A 16,335-nucleotide genomic window follows, 5' to 3' on the forward strand; every position below is an offset into this window, starting at 1 on the left:
GAAAAATGGAACAAAAGAAAAAATTTAGCTTGATGAGTGCCATTCTTTCCGTTATCTGCGTGGTATTCGTAGCGGAAGCTGCAGCGCCGGTTGCCGCAATCGGAAATTCCCAATTTTTCTGGTGGATTTTCCTATTGGTAGCATTCTTACTACCTTATGGTCTGATTTCATCTGAATTAGGAACCACCTATATTGGCGACGGCGGAATTTACGATTGGGTAACCAAAGCCTTTGGTCATCGCTGGGGTTCACGGGTTTCTTGGTATTATTGGATCAATTTCCCCTTATGGTTAGCTTCACTGGCCGTTATGTGTCCGGAACTGTTAACGACCATCACGGGGATTGAATTTCCGACGATTCCTTCCATCATTATCCAGTTGGCCTTTACTTGGATCATTGTTTGGATCAGTTTTTACCCAGTCAGCGACAGTGTATGGATCTTAAACGGTGCAGCAGTCATTAAAATGATTTTGGCCGTATTAATCGGTGGTTTAGGTCTATATGTAGCCTTTACTAGAGGGATGGCAAACGAGTTTACGGTTCAATCCATGCTGCCATCTTTCGATTTGAACAGTCTTTCCTTTATTTCAGTTATCATTTTCAATTTATTAGGTTTTGAGGTTATCTGCACATTTGCAGATGACATGGAAAATCCTAAAAAACAAATTCCGCAAGCGATTGTGGCTGCTGGAATCGTAATTGCTGCGATTTATATCTTCTCCGCTTTTGGTATCGGGGTAGCAATCCCGACCGATCAAATCAGCACCGGCAGCGGAATGATGGACAGCTTCAAGCTCTTGACTGGTTCAACAGGCGGCTGGTTCATTATCTTGATGGCCTTCTTCTTCCTGTTAACCTTGTTTGGGAATATGATCTCTTGGTCACTAGGAGTAAACAACACAGCTTGTTATGCTGCTGAAAATGGAGACATGCCAAAATTCTTTGCGAAACGCAGCCAAAAGAACGAAATGCCGATCGGGGCTGCTTTGATGAACGGGTTCGTTGCAACCGTCGTAATCGTGATTGCACCGATTTTGCCAAACCAAGACTTGTTCTGGGCGTTCTTCTCATTGAATTTAGTTATGTTCCTATTGTCTTATGTACCTGTGTTCCCGGCATTCTACAAATTAAGACAGATTGATCCTGATACACCTCGACCATTTAAAGTTGGCGGTGGAAATGGTGTCTTGAAACTGTTAGTCATTGCACCAATGCTGATGATCATTATTTCCTTGATTTTTACTGCAATCCCATTGCAGTTCGATGCAGCCACCTTAACAGAGCAGCTACCGATCACCATTGGAGCAATCATATTTATCTTATTTGGCGAAGCGATTATTGTATTCAAAAAAATTACTAAAGAAGGAGCCGATAACCATGGCGAAGAGAATCGAAGCGACAACACCGAAACAAGACGGGTTTAGAATGCCCGCAGAGTACGCACCACAGGAAAAAGTATGGATGATTTGGCCAGAGCGTCCAGATAACTGGCGTGATGGTGGTAAACCTGTGCAAGAAGCTTTTACTGAAGTAGCGAAAGCGATCAGCAAGTTTACACCAATGAATGTGGTTGTGTCTCAGCAGCAATTCCAAAACTGTCGACGTCAATTACCACCAGAAATTACTGTTTACGAAATGTCTAACAACGATGCGTGGATCCGTGACTGCGGACCGACCTTCTTAATCAATGACAAAGGTGATTTACGAGCAGCTGACTGGGAATTCAATGCTTGGGGCGGATTAGTTGACGGCTTGTACTTCCCATGGGATCAAGACGATTTGGTAGCTCAAAAGGTTTGTGAAATTGAACATGTGGATTCTTACCGTACGACAGGCTTTGTATTAGAAGGCGGCTCGTTCCATGTGGATGGCGAAGGGACCGTGTTAACTACTGAAATGTGTCTGTTAAGCGAAGGCCGCAACCCGCACATGTCCAAAGAAGAAATCGAAAAAATGCTTTGTGACTACTTAAATGTAGAAAAAGTATTATGGTTAGGCGACGGAATTGACCCTGAAGAAACCAACGGACATGTGGACGATGTGGCTTGCTTTGTGGCACCAGGTGAAGTGGCTTGTATCTATACCGAAGATGAAAAGAGCCCATTCTATGAAGCGGCTCAAGATGCTTACAAACGTTTGTCTGAAATGACAGATGCCAAAGGCCGCAAGCTGAAAGTGCATAAATTATGCTGCCCAGTTGAAACAGTAACCATCGACGGCAACTTCAAGATTGATTATGTAGAAGGCACGATGCCACGTGAAGATGGCGACATCTGTATCGCTTCTTACATGAACTTCTTGATTACAAACGACGGTGTCATCGTACCGCAATATGGCGACGAAAACGATGCATTGGCCTTGGAACAAGTCAAAGAAATGTTCCCAGACAAAGAAATCGTTGGCGTGAACACTGTTGAAGTCGTATATGGCGGCGGAAATATTCATTGTATCACTCAGCAACAACCAAAACGTTAGAGAAAATAAGCTGTGTTCGAGTGTCTGAACAGATACTCGAACAAAAGAGAAAATAGGAACCTCCTGATAGGGGTTCATTAAAGAAATGAGGGTTCACATGTCAAAAATCGTTATTGCTTTAGGAGGCAATGCTTTAGGGAATTCGGCGAATGAACAATTAACGAAGGCCGAGCTTGCGGCGAAATCAATCGCAGACTTGATCATTGCTGGGCACCATGTTGTGATCGCTCACGGAAACGGGCCGCAAGTGGGGCAGATTCGCTTGGCTTTTGAAAATTTCGGCAGCGATGATCCAGAAAAGATCATGCCTTTTCCAGAGTGTACGGCAATGAGTCAAGGCTACATCGGCTATCATTTGCAGCAAGCGATCGATGAAGAACTGGTGGCACGCGGATTGAACGATGTACCCGTAGTATCCATGCTGACGCAAGTCGTTGTCGATCCGAAAGACCCAGCCTTCGAAAATCCGACAAAACCGATCGGCGGGTATTATGATGAGGCAGCAGCCAAAAAAATTATGGACGAGACCGGCGATGTCTATAAAGAGGATGCTGGACGTGGGTGGCGTCGAGTGGTTCCTTCACCAAAACCCGTTGATATTTATGAAAAAGTGAGTTTGAAAACGTTAGTTGACGCAGGACAAGTCGTGATCGCCTGCGGAGGGGGAGGCATTCCGATCGTTTACCATGGCGACCACTATGAAGGGGTCGATGCGGTAATCGATAAAGATTTTGCCGCTGCTAAAATGGCGGCTTTGATCGAAGCAGATATCTTTATTATTTTAACAGCTGTAGACCATGTATTCGTGAACTTCGGCAAAGAAAACCAGGAAGCTTTAGTGGATACAACAGTGAGCAAAATGAACGAGTATATCGCAGAGGATCAATTTGCTCCAGGCAGCATGCTGCCGAAAGTCGAAGCAGCGATTGATTTTGCGGAATCCAAAGCAGGAAGAAAAGCCATCATTGCCTCTTTGGAAAAAGCATCAGATGCTGTAGTAGGAAAGAGCGGCACCATTGTACAAGTTTAAAAATACGAAAAGATGTCAGAGGTTTGACCACCCTCTGGCATTTTTTTGTGTGAAGAAAAACGTTTAAAAAGCATTTTTTTTCGACATATAGTAGACTCTAATTGAACGGAGAAAGAAGGAGATTTTATGCCGAAAAGCAGAATAGAAGCCTTTACCGATGCGGTCATCGCGATCGTAATGACGTTGCTGGTTTTAGAGCTGCACGAACCAAAGGGCGATACCTTTTTCGCTTTTGAAGGGACTGCCCATCAATTTATTATTTATTTGATCAGCTTTGTTTCCTTAGCGATCTACTGGAACAACCACCATCATATTTTTCAATTGGTTCATAAGGTTGACGGTCGTGTCCTGTGGGCCAACAATCTTTTGATCTTGACCATGACCTTGTTTCCTTATGCCACTGTTTGGGTGACCGACTACCCCTTATCATTGGCTCCTCAAATGATGTACGGCTTAGTGATCTTTGGCGCGGATCTTTCCTTCTGCCTACTGGGAATTTCCTTAACCAGAGCCAATGGCAAAGATTCTTCAGTCGGATTGCTCTTTCAAGACTATAAAAAAATGCGGGCTACCCTAGTCCTAAACGTTCTGGCGTTGATCGTTGGCTGGCTGATCCATCCGCTTTTGATCCTGATCGTCAACAGCATCATGCTGACATTATGGGTCGTACCAGAGAAAAAAGTCGAAAAAATTGCAAAATAAATCAACAATTTCTAATGTCTTAACGAGTCCTAAGCGTTTTATTTTGAAAATCAAGGGTTATCCTCTATGCTTGATTTATAAAGAAAAGAGGAGGATTCATAATGGAAATTGAAAACTTAGTAGACAAAAACATGAAAAAAGAAGTTACTGAAAGCGTGAAGGAAGCACACAAGGACGCTGGCGGAGATGCATCTAAAATCAAGAATGAAGCAACAAAAGGGCAAGAAGAACAAGGCAAGCAAGCCAAAGAAAAGACCAATGATTACCGTAATGACAAAGACAACGGAGTCAAAGAAACAGATCAGAAAAAAGCAGAATCTGACAAACCCCAATCATCTCACGATAAGAATGCGGACAGCCAAGAAGCTTCAGAGAGCAAAGTCAACAAAGAAGACATCGAAAATATCCGCGGAAACGTCGAATACGATGATTCAGTAATCAAGAAAATCATCGCTGTTGCCTTAGATAGTGTGGATGGCTTATTGACTGTAGACGGCGGATTTTTCTCAAATGCTGCCAAGAAAATCAGCAACGATGCAGATGAAACTGCCGGTATCGAAACAGAAGTCGGCAAAAAGCAAGTCGCTGTCGATATGGACGTTGTGGTTGAATACGGCAAGGACATCCAAGAAATCTTTACTCAATTGAAGCAAGTCATTGCCAAAGAAGTCAAACAAATGACGAATCTTGACGTGATCGAAGTAAACTTGAAGGTCGTAGACATCAAGACCAAAGAAGAACACGAGCAAGATAAAGAAACTTTGCAAGACAAAGCTTCTGAAAAAGCTGATGAGGCGAAAGAATATGTAAACGAAAAAAGAGACGAAGCAGAAGAAAAATCTGAGGAAGACCCGTCAGAAACATCTGAAGATGGAAAAGACGAAGAGAAAAAACGAGTAGAATAAAGCAATGAGTGAGGAACAGGCGTCCTCACTCATTTTTTTTGTGTGGAGAATCGTTACATCGTGTAATGATTCGGATTGGTTTTGGTTGTTCCGATATTGTCTCTGATTTTCTTGATCGATTCAATGTTTCGATCATAGTCATGGTGCATGACGTTGGTATAAAGGATATCCATGATTGACAAATAGCAAATCCGTGACGAAAGCGATTCGGTACGGAAAAGACTTTCCTCTGTAACAACAATGATTGATTCATCCGAAAGACTGGCCAATTCTGATCCGCTATTGCCGGTCAGTGTGATGATTTTAGCAGGTGTTTTTTTGATTTGCCGTGCCAGATTGATCGATTCAATCGTCTGTCCAGAGTGAGAGAAAATAAACACGCAATCCTCACTGGTCAATTTTGTCGCAAAGCTTAGTTGAATATGGTAGTCAAATACGTAATTGCAGCGATATTTTGTCCGGATGAACTTGTGAAAGCTGTCAAAAGCTACGATCGTTGATCCGCCCTGACCAAAAAAGTGCAGTGTCTTCGCCGGGTAGATCAAGGCTAATGCATTATCCAGCAGTTCTTGGGTTAAGAATTGCGTCGAGCTGGTAAGCGACTGTAAATTTGCCTGCAGTACTTTTTTTGCAATGTCGATACTCGAATCTTCGGCGGTGATATCATCAACGCCATTCATGTAATCGACGGTCTGGTAATGTGGCTGAAAATTGGAATGCCGTGCAATGTCGATCTTAAAATCTTGAAACCCGCTGTAACCGATTTTTTTGACAAATTGGTATACAGAAGATTGTGAGACACCGATTTCAGTTGACAATTCCTCTAAGGTTTTATGAGCCAATGTTTCCTCAGAGTGTACGATGTAATCGGAAATTTTTTGTTCTGTATCGCTGAGATTCGGTCGTTTGATTCTGATTCGCTGGTCCAAATAATGGTTTTTCATGAGATCCTCCTAAAACGGTTCTTTTATCTATTAAAATCTGTCAATGACGCAAAACACGTGTACATAGTCTCTTCATCTTTGAATCCCCTTTCAATTGATTGAGCAGGTATTCAGTCAAAGCTTAGGTGTATTATAGAAAATCGGTTGCTAAAAAACAATTCGATTTACTGAATTTTGCTCATATTTAAAATTATTTTTGTATTCTCCCCTTTAAAAAAATAAATAATCTTTTTTAGAATCAGGCAACTCTTTAATTAAATAGCACCCAACAGTAACTGGAAAAATGGAGATGAATGATTGCAAAATCACGCTTTTAACCGCTAAATTGTAACTACTCAGTTATCTAAAAGAAAGCGCTTTAAATAGGGCCGTTCTCTTCAAAAGACAAGGAGATGGGATTCTAGCGGTAAGGGTGTTTTCTTTCGTTGCACCATGAGTAAATCCCTAAAGCTCATGGGAAATCAAGACTTTGGTTATCTTTTATCCTGCAGCATCAAGAAAATCAGCAGAAGCGCTCCTTCTTATATATGCCAAAATTCAAAATAGGATAACAGTATTCAAATCATTGAATTAAAATAAATATCCGAGAAATAAAAAATTTTTTTTAATTAACGAAAGAGTTTACATATTTTTTTTTATAGGGTACTATTTTAGTATAGCAGAAAGGCAGGTGGAAAAAAATATGCAGATCGGTTTTATTGGCTTGGGCAAAATGGGCTTGAACATGGCACGAAATGTTGCTGATCAAAATTGGCAGGTGATCGGTTTAGATGCGAATCAGGAAGCAAGAAAAACAGCAGCATCGTTTGGAATTGAGACTGTGGATTCAGTAGATAAACTTTTGTTAACGCTCTCAGGCAGACGGATGATTTTCTTAAGCACCCCTGCCGGAAAGATCACGAACGGGCTGGTCGAAGAGCTGGTTTCTAAGCTGGACGAGGGGGATATCCTGATCGACAGCGGCAACTCGAATTTTCATGACAGCCAGAAAAATTATCAGCTTGCCAAGGCGCATGGGGTGTCCTTCATTGATTGCGGAACATCCGGTGGGATGCAGGGCGCACGTAACGGTGCCTGTCTGATGATCGGAGGAGATAAAGCCGCATTTAAAATCGCCGAACCCTTCTTTAGGGATTTAGCTTGCGAGCAAGGGTATCTTTACGCTGGTAAAGCTGGCTCGGGACATTATTTGAAGATGGTTCACAACGGAATCGAGTATGCCATGATGCAAGCGATCGGAGAGGGATTTCATCTCTTGGAAAAGGCCGATTATTCTTTTGACTTGAAGGAGGTCGCGAAAGTTTGGAATCACGGATCGATCATCGAAGCCAGATTAATGGCATTAGCAGAGGAGGCCTTTGCAGCTGATCCGCATCTCGAAACGATCAAGGGAGAGGTGGATGCCAGCGGCGAAGCCAAATGGACAGTCGAGGAAGCCTTAAAGCACGATATTCCTGTTCCGACCATTGCTTTATCGTTATTCGTTCGAGAGGAAAGCAAGATTCCAGATAGTTTTTCAAACAAAGTCGTCTCATCATTGCGCCACGGTTTTGGGGGACATGCCATGGTCAAAAGCAATTAAAGGAGTTTACAAACATGTCAAAGTACAGGATCGCAATCGTTAATTCAAGTAGTTTTGGAAAAATTTTCCCTGAGCATATCGCTCGGTTGGAAGCCATCGGAGAAGTCGAACAGTTTACCGTGGATGGTGAGATCGGCGGCAAGGAGTTAGCCGAGACCCTTCATGGGTACAATATTGTTATTGCAAGTGTTACCCCGTTTTTTACGCAGGAATTTTTTGATCACAAGGATGAACTTATTTTAATTACCCGACATGGGATCGGTTTTAACAATGTTGATGTTGAAGCGGCAAAACGACATGATACAGTGGTGACGATCATTCCTGCTTTAGTAGAACGCGACGCGGTAGCCGAAAATAATGTGACCAACTTGATGGCTCTTTTACGCCGAACCGTGGAAGCCCACGAACGAGTGAAAGCAGATCATTGGGAAGACCGGGCCCAATTTGTTGGCAGAACGCTGTTCAACAAAACAGTTGGGGTCATCGGTGTCGGCAATACCGGAAGCTGTGTTGTAGAAATTTTGCGCAATGGTTTTCGCTGCAATGTTCTGGCTTACGACCCTTATAAATCAGAACTGCATATTCAAAGCTTCGGAGCAAAAAAAGTCGAGCTTGACGAATTACTGACCTCATCGGACATCATCTGCCTATGTGCCAATCTGACGGAAGACAATTACCATATGATCTCTGCGGATGAGATCGCAAAGATGAAGGATCATGTCTATATTTCCAACAGTGCACGTGGAGCGTTGATCGACGAAGCATCGCTTGTAAACGGGTTAACGTCTGGTAAAATCGCTGGATTTGCGACCGATGTGCTGGAAGAGGAGCCTGGACGTGCGGACCATCCTTACTTAGCGTTTGAAAATGTGATTATGACACCGCACACCTCTGCCTATACTATGGAATGTTTAGAAGAGATGGGAAAAAAGTGTGTTCGTGATGTGGAGGATATATCGCAAGGCAAACTGCCAGAGCGGGCAGTGCAGCCCTACAGCAAGCATTTGCCGCAGGAGATAGGGAGTAAATAAAGATGCTGAATGATTTAAAAGTGAAAGTGGGCCCGCAGTTTTACCGGTACCACATTGACGCATTGGATTTTGTGCCGGATGTTTTAGAAGAATACGCGGCAAAAAACATATTGATCGTCCATGGAACGGTTTCGTGGGAGAAAGCAAAACCAAAACTGGCTTTTTTGAACGATGATCGCTATCAGTTTACGTTTCATCCATACACTGGAGAATGCAGCTATTACGGAGCGGACCTGATCGTTGAGTTGGTAAAGAAAAACAAGATTGATTTTATCATTGGAGTTGGCGGCGGAAAGTTAACTGATTTAGTCGGTTATGCCGCTCACGTGTCAAATACCAACTTTGGTGTGATCCCCACGCTAGCCAGCAATTGTGCACCTTGGACTCCGCTTTCTGTTATGTACAAAGAAAGTGGCGAATCCGAAGGAAAGACCGAGCATTTTTTAAGACAGGCCAGTTTTTTGATCACCGATCCTGAGTTGGTTCTGGATTCGCCGGTTGACTATTTCATTGCCGGGTTGGCTGATACATTGGCCAAGTGGTATGAATCGGATGCTATCTTGCAGCAGGAGCACCTAAAAGAAGAACCGTTCTTGCGGATGGCAGGCTTTACAAGTGAATTATGCAAAGAGGCGATCACTAAGGATTCGGCCAAGGCCATCCAAGACATGAAAAACGGCAAGTTGTCAGAGGAATTTGTTCGCTTGTCCGAAATCGTCTTTGCGGTCGCAGGACTGGTAGGTGGGCTTGGCGACAAATATGCTCGAAATGCTGCCGCTCATGCGATGCATGATGCACTGAGTAAATATATTCCAGCGTGTCATGAGTATTTACATGGTGAGAAAGTCGCTTACGGAATTTTTTATCAGTTGGCAATCGAAAAAAAATGGACGATGATCGATCAGCTTTTGCCTTTTTATCAAGAGCTGGGATTGCCGATGTCACTGCAGCAGATGAATTGTTTTCCAACTGATCAGTCAGTGATCGATCACATCGTGGCGTTTATCGATTCAAAAGAAAAAGTGCACTTGATTCCCCTGCCGATCACAAAAGAGTTATTGAAGGATTCAATTTTTGAATTAGAAAATTATATAAATGGAAAGCGTTAAAAAGGAGGACATATGGAAACTTTAAGTGTAATGCAGAGCTTGTTGATCGCTCTATGGGTTGCGGCTGTTATGTCAAGATGGCTAGGAGGAGGCGCAACATTAACATTGCGGTTCTCTCCACTAATGACAGGATTTATCGTTGGAGTAGTGATGGGTGATATTGCACAGGCAATGATCGTTACTGCCGCTTTGCAAATGATCTACATGGGTGTGTTCTCACCCGGAGGATCAATGCCAGCAGAGCCTTCAATCGCAGCTGCGATTGCGGTGCCCGTTGCATTGTTAGGAAATTTGAAGCCGGAAGCAGCAATTGCGGTGGCAGTGCCAGTAGGACTTTTAGGTAGTTATTTGTACCAATTCAGATTCTTCATCAATACCTTCTTAGGGAAGTATACCGATAAAGCGGTGGAGGACATGAATCCAAAAGCAATTACCCGTTCCATTATTTTATATCCAACCATTGCTTCATTCGTATTATTTGTGCCATTGGTATTTATTGCTCTTTATTTAGGAGCACCTGTTATTGCGGATGTCATTACTGCCCTAGAAGGAACAGTCGTTATTCACGTGTTAGAAGTTGTCGGCGGCGGCCTTGCAGCGATTGGAATCGCCACGACAGTGTATGTCATTGGACGAAAAGATTATATGGTCTTTTTCTTCCTTGCCTACTTCATGAGCGTCGTTTTGAAATCATTAGAGATCACGATGGTCACTTACGCAATCTTTGGTGTATTGATCGCCTTGATCTTCGTGCAATCACAAAAGGGCAAGCTTGCTCCTGCTGCGAGTTCCAGTGCAGACAGCCCAAGCACCCCATTTGACGACGACGATGACTATGATGACGGGTTCTAATCTAAACGAGGAGGGAAAAAGATGACTGAAATGACAAAAACAACGAATTTAGCACCAGAAGAAATTACCACAAAAGATGTAACGAAAGCGTATCTTAGATGGCATTTTGCCAATGAGATCCCCCATTCCTTTGAACGGTATTTGGCACCATCACTGCTGTATGCAATGCTGCCAATTTTGAAAAAACTGTACAAAGACGATGACAAATTGAAAGCTGCTTATAAACGCCAATTGTTGTTCTTCAACACACAGCTTAGCTGGGGCGGCGGCGTCATCACTGGTCTGATGTCTTCGATGGAGCAGCAAAGAGCTGAAGAAGAATATGAAAACAAAGAGATCATGATGCAAGATGATCTAATGTACAATACCAAAGCTGGTTTGATGGGTGCATTGGCCGGGATTGGGGATGCGATTGACTCGGGAACGGTTCAATATATCTTTATCGCCATGGCTGTGCCGTGGGCGCAAGAAGGCAGCCCGATGGGGGCGTTGTTCCCATTTGTATGTTTTGCCTTGTACCAAGTAATCTTGGGGACCTTTTTTGCAAAACAAGCCTTTTCGATGGGGCGCAATGCAACAGGGTTGATGCAAAGTGCCGGAGTACAAACGGCGATCGAAACCCTGTCCGTACTTGGATTGTTCATGATGGGGATCTTAGCCGGAAACTATGTCAAAGTGAGTTCAGCCCTGCAGTTTAAAATCTCAGGCCGAGAATTTATCGTTCAGGACATTTTGGACCAAATCGTTCCAGGAATTTTACCGCTGGCAGTGGTAATGGGCGTATACTGGTTCTATACGAAGAAAGGTCTGAAGGTGACACAAGCATTGCTGTGGCTGACCGGGATCTTGATCGTATTAGCTGCTGTAGGAATCTTATAATTTATCAAAGGAAGTGATCTGTAATGGGAGTAGTAAATCTAGCACGGGTGGATGAGCGTCTGATCCACGGACAAGTGATGATGACCTTATCACAAAAAAGCGGAGTCAATTCAATTTTTGTTGTAGACGAAGTGGTAGCCAAAGACAAATTCATGCGTGATCTGTACAAGAGCGCTGGGAGTCGTACTGGACAAAAAACCATCGTTATCACACCAGAAAAGGCCAAATACTATTGGGACGAATTTAATTTCAAAGAGTACAATTGTATTTTGATCACCAAAACAGTCAGTGTAATTTATGACCTGGTCAAACATGGGGTTCCAATGAAGGAATTAAATATCGGCGGTATTGCGCAAAAGGACCCTGACAAAGACTTGTTGGTGACCAAATCTGTGTATTTAAACAAGGAAGACGCAGAACGCTTGAAAGACATGAATGAAAATTACGGGGTAGAAAATATTTATTTCCAAGCAACGCCTTCTGCACCTAAATCAAGTCTGAAAGAAGTGCTGGGACAATTCGGATTGTAGAATGATCCCGTCGGAAAAGGGTCAAACGGCGCTTTTCCGACGGGTACTCTAATGACCAAAATCAACAGAAAGTGGTTAGATCATATGGAACAAAGTGAAAAAATCAACGATTGGTTGTTTCGATACCAATATGTGTATCGTGTAAGACGCACAGAAAAGCAAAAACGTCGATTCTTAAGCGCACTTGTAGCAGATCTTGCAGAAATGCGCGAAGATGTACGCGTGATCGAATACAATCAAGGAAAAAAATACAGCTCAAACAATGTCTATGTGGGCAATATCAAAAAGGCCGATCGAATCATTTGTACCTATTATGACACACCACCGAAGCATTTTGGCAGTTACCCTTTCTTTGACCGAAAGCAGCAAAGCAAACACACGACCAATTTTATTATGGCGACTTCAGCGATCACCTTGCTGATCGGACTACTCGCTACATTGATTTATATGAAGGTGTCACCAACATCCTTCCAACTGACTTCACCGAGCACGATCGCGGCAATCATCTGTTTTGGACTTTATTTCTTCGGCTTAAGCAGAGTGGCAAAAGGTCTTTCTGAACGACATACCTTGGTTCGTAATACGTCTTCGCTGCTGGCCATTATGGAGATGATCAGCAGAAAGCATGATCAGAAAACAGCCTTTGCTTTCGTAGATGAAGGAACATTTGGGGAAAATGGGATCGAAGCGATGAAACGTTCGTGTAAAGCATCAGCGAAGATTTATGTTCTGGATTCGATCGGATCAGATGACCCATTGTATTTCTCGGGTACCGGAATTTCCAAAGACAAATTGAACCAAGCAAAAATTCAGCAGACAGAACCAAAAAGTGAGCTCAATTATTTCTTTAGCGGAAAAGAGTCTTTAGACAAGAAGGGTGACTTTTTTCTGGACCAAGCAGCTTTAAAACAAAAACAGAGCAGTCAGACAAACTGCGAAGCGATTATAGAAGTATTACAATGACTTTTCAAAAAAAGGGAGGAACGACAGATGTTAGGTATCGTAATTGCGACCCACGGAAAATTAAGCGACGGGTTGAAGGATTCTGCCGAAGTGATCATCGGAGCCACTAATAATATTGCGACAGTCAACCTGAATCAAGGGGATGATGTTCAAGCGTTAGGCAGCAAAATCCAACAGGCAATCGAGGAAGTGAACCAAGAAGAAGGCGTGATCGTATTGGTGGATTTGGTGAGTGCGAGTCCATACAATCAGTCAGTGCTTATCACCAATCAATTAGAAGAATCACTGAAAGAGTCCATCTATATTATCGGTGGTGTCAATCTGCCAATGTTGTTAGAAACCATCAATCATCAGATCTTGGGCACCGCTGTTGCTGAGACGGCGCAAGCTGTACTGGCACAAGGCTCAGAAAGCTTAAGCAGCTGGCATGTATCAATGGTCGAAGACGACGAGGAAGACGAAGACGATTTTTAAAGTGTTCGCAAAAAAACAGCAAAGGATGATTCAATATGAAATGGGGATTCAGATGGTATGGAGAGAAAGGCGACTCCATTCCTTTAAAAAATGTGAGGCAGATTCCAGGAATGAACGGCGTCATCGGTACATTGCTGAATAAATTACCTGGAGATGTTTGGGAAGTCCATGAAATCCAGGAGCTAAAAGCATCGATCGAGAAGGAAAACCTGGAATTGCTGGGTATCGAAAGTGTCGCGATTCACGATGCGATCAAAGCAGGCTCCTCTGAACGTGATCAGTATATCGATCATTATATCCAAACGATTCGCAATTTGTCTGACTGTGGCGTTCACATGATCTGCTACAGCTTCAAGCCGATTTTCGGTTGGGCCAAAACTACCTTGAATTACGAGAACGAAGATGGCAGTTTTTCATTGGTCTATGATCAGGCTGTCGTTGACGATATGGAACCGAGCGATATGTACAAACTGATCCACAGTCAGTCCAAAGGCTTCAGCTTGCCCGGCTGGGAAGAAGAACGCTTGAAAAAATTTAGCGGATTGGTGGAAATGTACGACGGCGTCACAGATGAAGATCTTTTTGAGAATTTAAGGTATTTCCTAGAACGCATTATCCCAGTCTGTGAAGAAACAGATGTTAAAATGGCGATCCATCCAGACGATCCGCCATGGGAAATCTTTGGTTTTCCACGCATTACGAAAAACTTGGCTGATTTGAAAAAAATCCTCAGCATTGTCGATTCACCGTATAATGGGATCACATTTTGTACAGGGTCCCTTGGTGCAGATCCTTCCAATGATTTAGTTGACATGGTTCGTGAAATTGGTCACAGAATTAATTTTGTTCATTTCCGTAATGTGGAGTTTTTAGGCGAACGCAAATTTAAAGAAACCGCCCACTTAAGTACGGAAGGGTCTTTGGACATGTATGCTATTATGGAAGCATTGATCGAGGCTGGATTTGATGGTCCGATCCGTCCTGACCATGGACGAACTGTCTGGGGCGAAGTAGCCATGCCTGGGTATGGCTTGTACGATCGGGCTATGGGTATTTCTTATATGCAAGGGCTGCATGAGGCAATTCTCAAAGCCAAGGGTCAAAATTAGGGTTAAAAAGGAATGTGAGACAAATTATGTTAGCAAATATGGAGCACGACTTGTACAAAAAAATCGAAGAGGTCAAGCTATTGCCACTGTATACGGCAACCGATTTAACACTTTTGGATCGATTGGAAGAAATATTGATCAAAAATGAAGTGCGCTTCATCGAAGTCACTTTCCGCAGCAAATTAGCGGCACCAGCAATAAAAAAACTGTCTGCTTCAGGGGAATTGATCGTCGGAGCTGGCACGGTACGAACCTTAGAGGAAGCGAAGATTGCAGTCGAAAACGGCGCCCAATTTATCGTTTCTCCCGCGGTCGTCCCAGAAGTGATCGAGTATTGTATTCAACAAGAACTTCCGGTGTTTCCTGGAACCGCAACGCCAGGAGATATCCAGCGGGCCACGGAATATGGGATTAAAGTCGTGAAGTTCTTCCCGGCGGACATCTACGGTGGATTGAAAGCTATCAAAGCGTTGAGCGGCCCCTTTTATGATGTCAAATTCTTGCCGACTGGCGGGATCAGCCAAGAGAATTTTACCGACTATCTTCAAAATGATTCGATCATTGCAGTCGGCGGGTCATTCATTCTATCTGAAGACATGTTTAGAGAAGATGAAGGCAAACCAGCAGACGAAAATCTGAGGCAGCTGGTATCACAAATCAAGAATAGTTAAATTTGCGGAACTTGATCGAAAGGTCAGGTTCCTTTTTTGTGCAAAAAGAATCTATTCTTCGCTAAAAGAATAGATTCTTTTGAGTCAGTTCAAGTCGTACGGCCTTGGATCAATTTGACCGGCAGCACATAATGTTTTTCCATTTGCTTGTCAGGCGCGGTGATTCGTTGGATCAATAGATCGACAAGTAAATCAGCGAAGTCTGAAATAGGCTGCGCGATGGTTGAGAGTTGCGGGAAATAGTTCTGTATAAATTTGGTTCCGTCATAACCGATCAGCTTCAAGTCTTCAGGAATTGAAATTTGCATTTCCTGACAAATGTTGTATACCAGCATAGCGGTTAAGTCATCGGTACAAAAGAGACTATCCAACTCTTCCTTTTCTAAAATCCGTTTAATTTCCAAGGTTTTCAGAGCCATTGAACTGGCCCGAGAATCGATGGTGAAAATACGCGGCTCCAAGCCTTTTTCCTGCAGCAGCTTTTCATAGCCCTCTAACCGTCCATTAGTAGGGGAGTCGGATTTAAGACTGCCTGTTAAAATGCCGATTTTGCGACAGCCTCGCAGGTACAAGTTTTCGGTTGCGAGATACCCGCCGCGAAAGTTGTCGCTGCCGATAATTGGAATATTTTCTGACAGATAACGGTCAAAGGAAACAATCGGCAGAGCGATATTTTCGTATTCCTTGATTCCAAGATTATGGGCACCGGCGATAATGCCATCTACGCGATTGGCTGCCAGCATATTAATATAGGCCCGTTCCTTTTCTTTGTTGTTGGCGCTGTTGCAAAGAATCGTTTTGTAGCCTTGTTCAAACAAGGTGGTTTCTAATTTATCCACTAATTCGCCAAAAAAAGGATTGGAAACCGTAGGGAAAATAACCCCAATCAGCTGGGTGTTTTTCCCTTGCAAGGAACGGGCGAGAGAATTGGGCTGATAGTTTAGTTCCTCCATAGCTGCATGGACTTTATCAATGGTTTTTTGGCTTAATGACCCGTAATTATTGATGACGCGGGAAACCGTGGTAGGGGAGACACCGGCTTTCTTAGCAACATCGGTTAATTTGATTGCCATTGCTTG

Annotated in this window: 17 protein-coding genes; 15 read left to right on the forward strand and 2 right to left on the reverse strand. The window is 43.2% G+C overall.

From position 1 onward, the window contains the following. The first annotated feature begins 5 nt into the window (after positions 1–5). From NRIC_RS16200 to NRIC_RS16220, 5 genes are all read left to right on the forward strand, one after another. The gene (locus NRIC_RS16200) at positions 6–1,424 is read left to right on the forward strand and encodes an APC family permease (RefSeq protein ID WP_146623753.1); all 1,419 of its coding nucleotides are present in this window, start codon (positions 6–8) and stop codon (positions 1,422–1,424) included. Then, positions 1,378–2,475, forward strand: a complete 1,098-nt coding sequence (gene aguA, locus NRIC_RS16205) for an agmatine deiminase (protein ID WP_146623754.1) — start codon at positions 1,378–1,380, stop codon at positions 2,473–2,475. The genes NRIC_RS16200 and aguA overlap by 47 nt, the downstream gene beginning before the upstream one ends. Positions 2,476–2,572: 97 nt before the next feature. After that, a complete protein-coding gene (gene arcC, locus NRIC_RS16210; protein ID WP_146623755.1) occupies positions 2,573–3,505 on the forward strand; it encodes a carbamate kinase in 933 nt (310 codons plus the stop codon). Positions 3,506–3,631: 126 nt separating this feature from the next. Beyond that, positions 3,632–4,207, forward strand: coding sequence for a TMEM175 family protein (locus NRIC_RS16215; RefSeq protein ID WP_146623756.1), 576 nt, complete (start codon positions 3,632–3,634; stop codon positions 4,205–4,207). 101 nt (positions 4,208–4,308) lie between these two features. Then, positions 4,309–5,112 (forward strand): Asp23/Gls24 family envelope stress response protein, encoded by an 804-nt coding sequence (locus tag NRIC_RS16220; protein WP_146623757.1) that lies wholly within the window; start codon positions 4,309–4,311, stop codon positions 5,110–5,112. Between the two features lie 53 nt (positions 5,113–5,165). On the opposite strand, the gene NRIC_RS16225 is transcribed toward NRIC_RS16220, so the two are convergent. Then, on the reverse strand, positions 5,166–6,056 hold the full coding sequence (locus NRIC_RS16225; RefSeq protein ID WP_146623758.1) for a MurR/RpiR family transcriptional regulator: 891 nt from the start codon (positions 6,054–6,056) through the stop codon (positions 5,166–5,168). Between the two features lie 682 nt (positions 6,057–6,738). Between NRIC_RS16225 and gnd the strand changes: the two genes are divergently transcribed. The 10 genes from gnd (at position 6,739) to NRIC_RS16275 (ending at position 15,256) form a co-directional block, all read left to right on the forward strand. Beyond that, the gene (gene gnd / locus NRIC_RS16230) at positions 6,739–7,638 is read left to right on the forward strand and encodes a phosphogluconate dehydrogenase (NAD(+)-dependent, decarboxylating) (RefSeq protein ID WP_146623759.1); all 900 of its coding nucleotides are present in this window, start codon (positions 6,739–6,741) and stop codon (positions 7,636–7,638) included. 14 nt (positions 7,639–7,652) lie between these two features. Then, positions 7,653–8,669 carry a D-isomer specific 2-hydroxyacid dehydrogenase family protein gene (locus NRIC_RS16235; protein ID WP_146623760.1) on the forward strand — a complete coding sequence of 339 codons (1,017 nt, stop codon included), beginning with the start codon at positions 7,653–7,655 and terminating at the stop codon, positions 8,667–8,669. 2 nt (positions 8,670–8,671) lie between these two features. After that, positions 8,672–9,778, forward strand: a complete 1,107-nt coding sequence (locus NRIC_RS16240) for an iron-containing alcohol dehydrogenase family protein (RefSeq protein WP_146623761.1) — start codon at positions 8,672–8,674, stop codon at positions 9,776–9,778. A gap of 12 nt (positions 9,779–9,790) precedes the next feature. Beyond that, positions 9,791–10,630 carry a PTS mannose/fructose/sorbose/N-acetylgalactosamine transporter subunit IIC gene (locus tag NRIC_RS16245; protein ID WP_146623762.1) on the forward strand — a complete coding sequence of 280 codons (840 nt, stop codon included), beginning with the start codon at positions 9,791–9,793 and terminating at the stop codon, positions 10,628–10,630. Between the two features lie 21 nt (positions 10,631–10,651). After that, positions 10,652–11,509, forward strand: coding sequence for a PTS system mannose/fructose/sorbose family transporter subunit IID (locus NRIC_RS16250; protein WP_146623763.1), 858 nt, complete (start codon positions 10,652–10,654; stop codon positions 11,507–11,509). 23 nt (positions 11,510–11,532) lie between these two features. Continuing rightward, positions 11,533–12,039, forward strand: coding sequence for a PTS sugar transporter subunit IIB (locus tag NRIC_RS16255; protein WP_146623764.1), 507 nt, complete (start codon positions 11,533–11,535; stop codon positions 12,037–12,039). An 84-nt stretch (positions 12,040–12,123) separates the two neighbouring features. Beyond that, positions 12,124–13,002, forward strand: coding sequence for a hypothetical protein (locus tag NRIC_RS16260; protein ID WP_146623765.1), 879 nt, complete (start codon positions 12,124–12,126; stop codon positions 13,000–13,002). A 27-nt stretch (positions 13,003–13,029) separates the two neighbouring features. Further along, positions 13,030–13,476, forward strand: coding sequence for a PTS sugar transporter subunit IIA (locus NRIC_RS16265; RefSeq protein ID WP_146623766.1), 447 nt, complete (start codon positions 13,030–13,032; stop codon positions 13,474–13,476). Positions 13,477–13,511: 35 nt separating this feature from the next. After that, positions 13,512–14,585 (forward strand): mannonate dehydratase, encoded by a 1,074-nt coding sequence (uxuA, locus tag NRIC_RS16270; protein WP_146623767.1) that lies wholly within the window; start codon positions 13,512–13,514, stop codon positions 14,583–14,585. Positions 14,586–14,611: 26 nt separating this feature from the next. Next, positions 14,612–15,256, forward strand: a complete 645-nt coding sequence (locus NRIC_RS16275; protein ID WP_146623768.1) for a bifunctional 4-hydroxy-2-oxoglutarate aldolase/2-dehydro-3-deoxy-phosphogluconate aldolase — start codon at positions 14,612–14,614, stop codon at positions 15,254–15,256. Positions 15,257–15,345: 89 nt separating this feature from the next. On the opposite strand, the gene NRIC_RS16280 is transcribed toward NRIC_RS16275, so the two are convergent. Continuing rightward, a complete protein-coding gene (locus NRIC_RS16280) occupies positions 15,346–16,329 on the reverse strand; it encodes a LacI family DNA-binding transcriptional regulator (RefSeq protein WP_146623769.1) in 984 nt (327 codons plus the stop codon). Positions 16,330–16,335 lie beyond the last annotated feature (6 nt).

Source organism: Enterococcus florum (genome assembly GCF_004309355.1).
GTDB lineage: Bacteria > Bacillota > Bacilli > Lactobacillales > Enterococcaceae > Enterococcus_A > Enterococcus_A florum.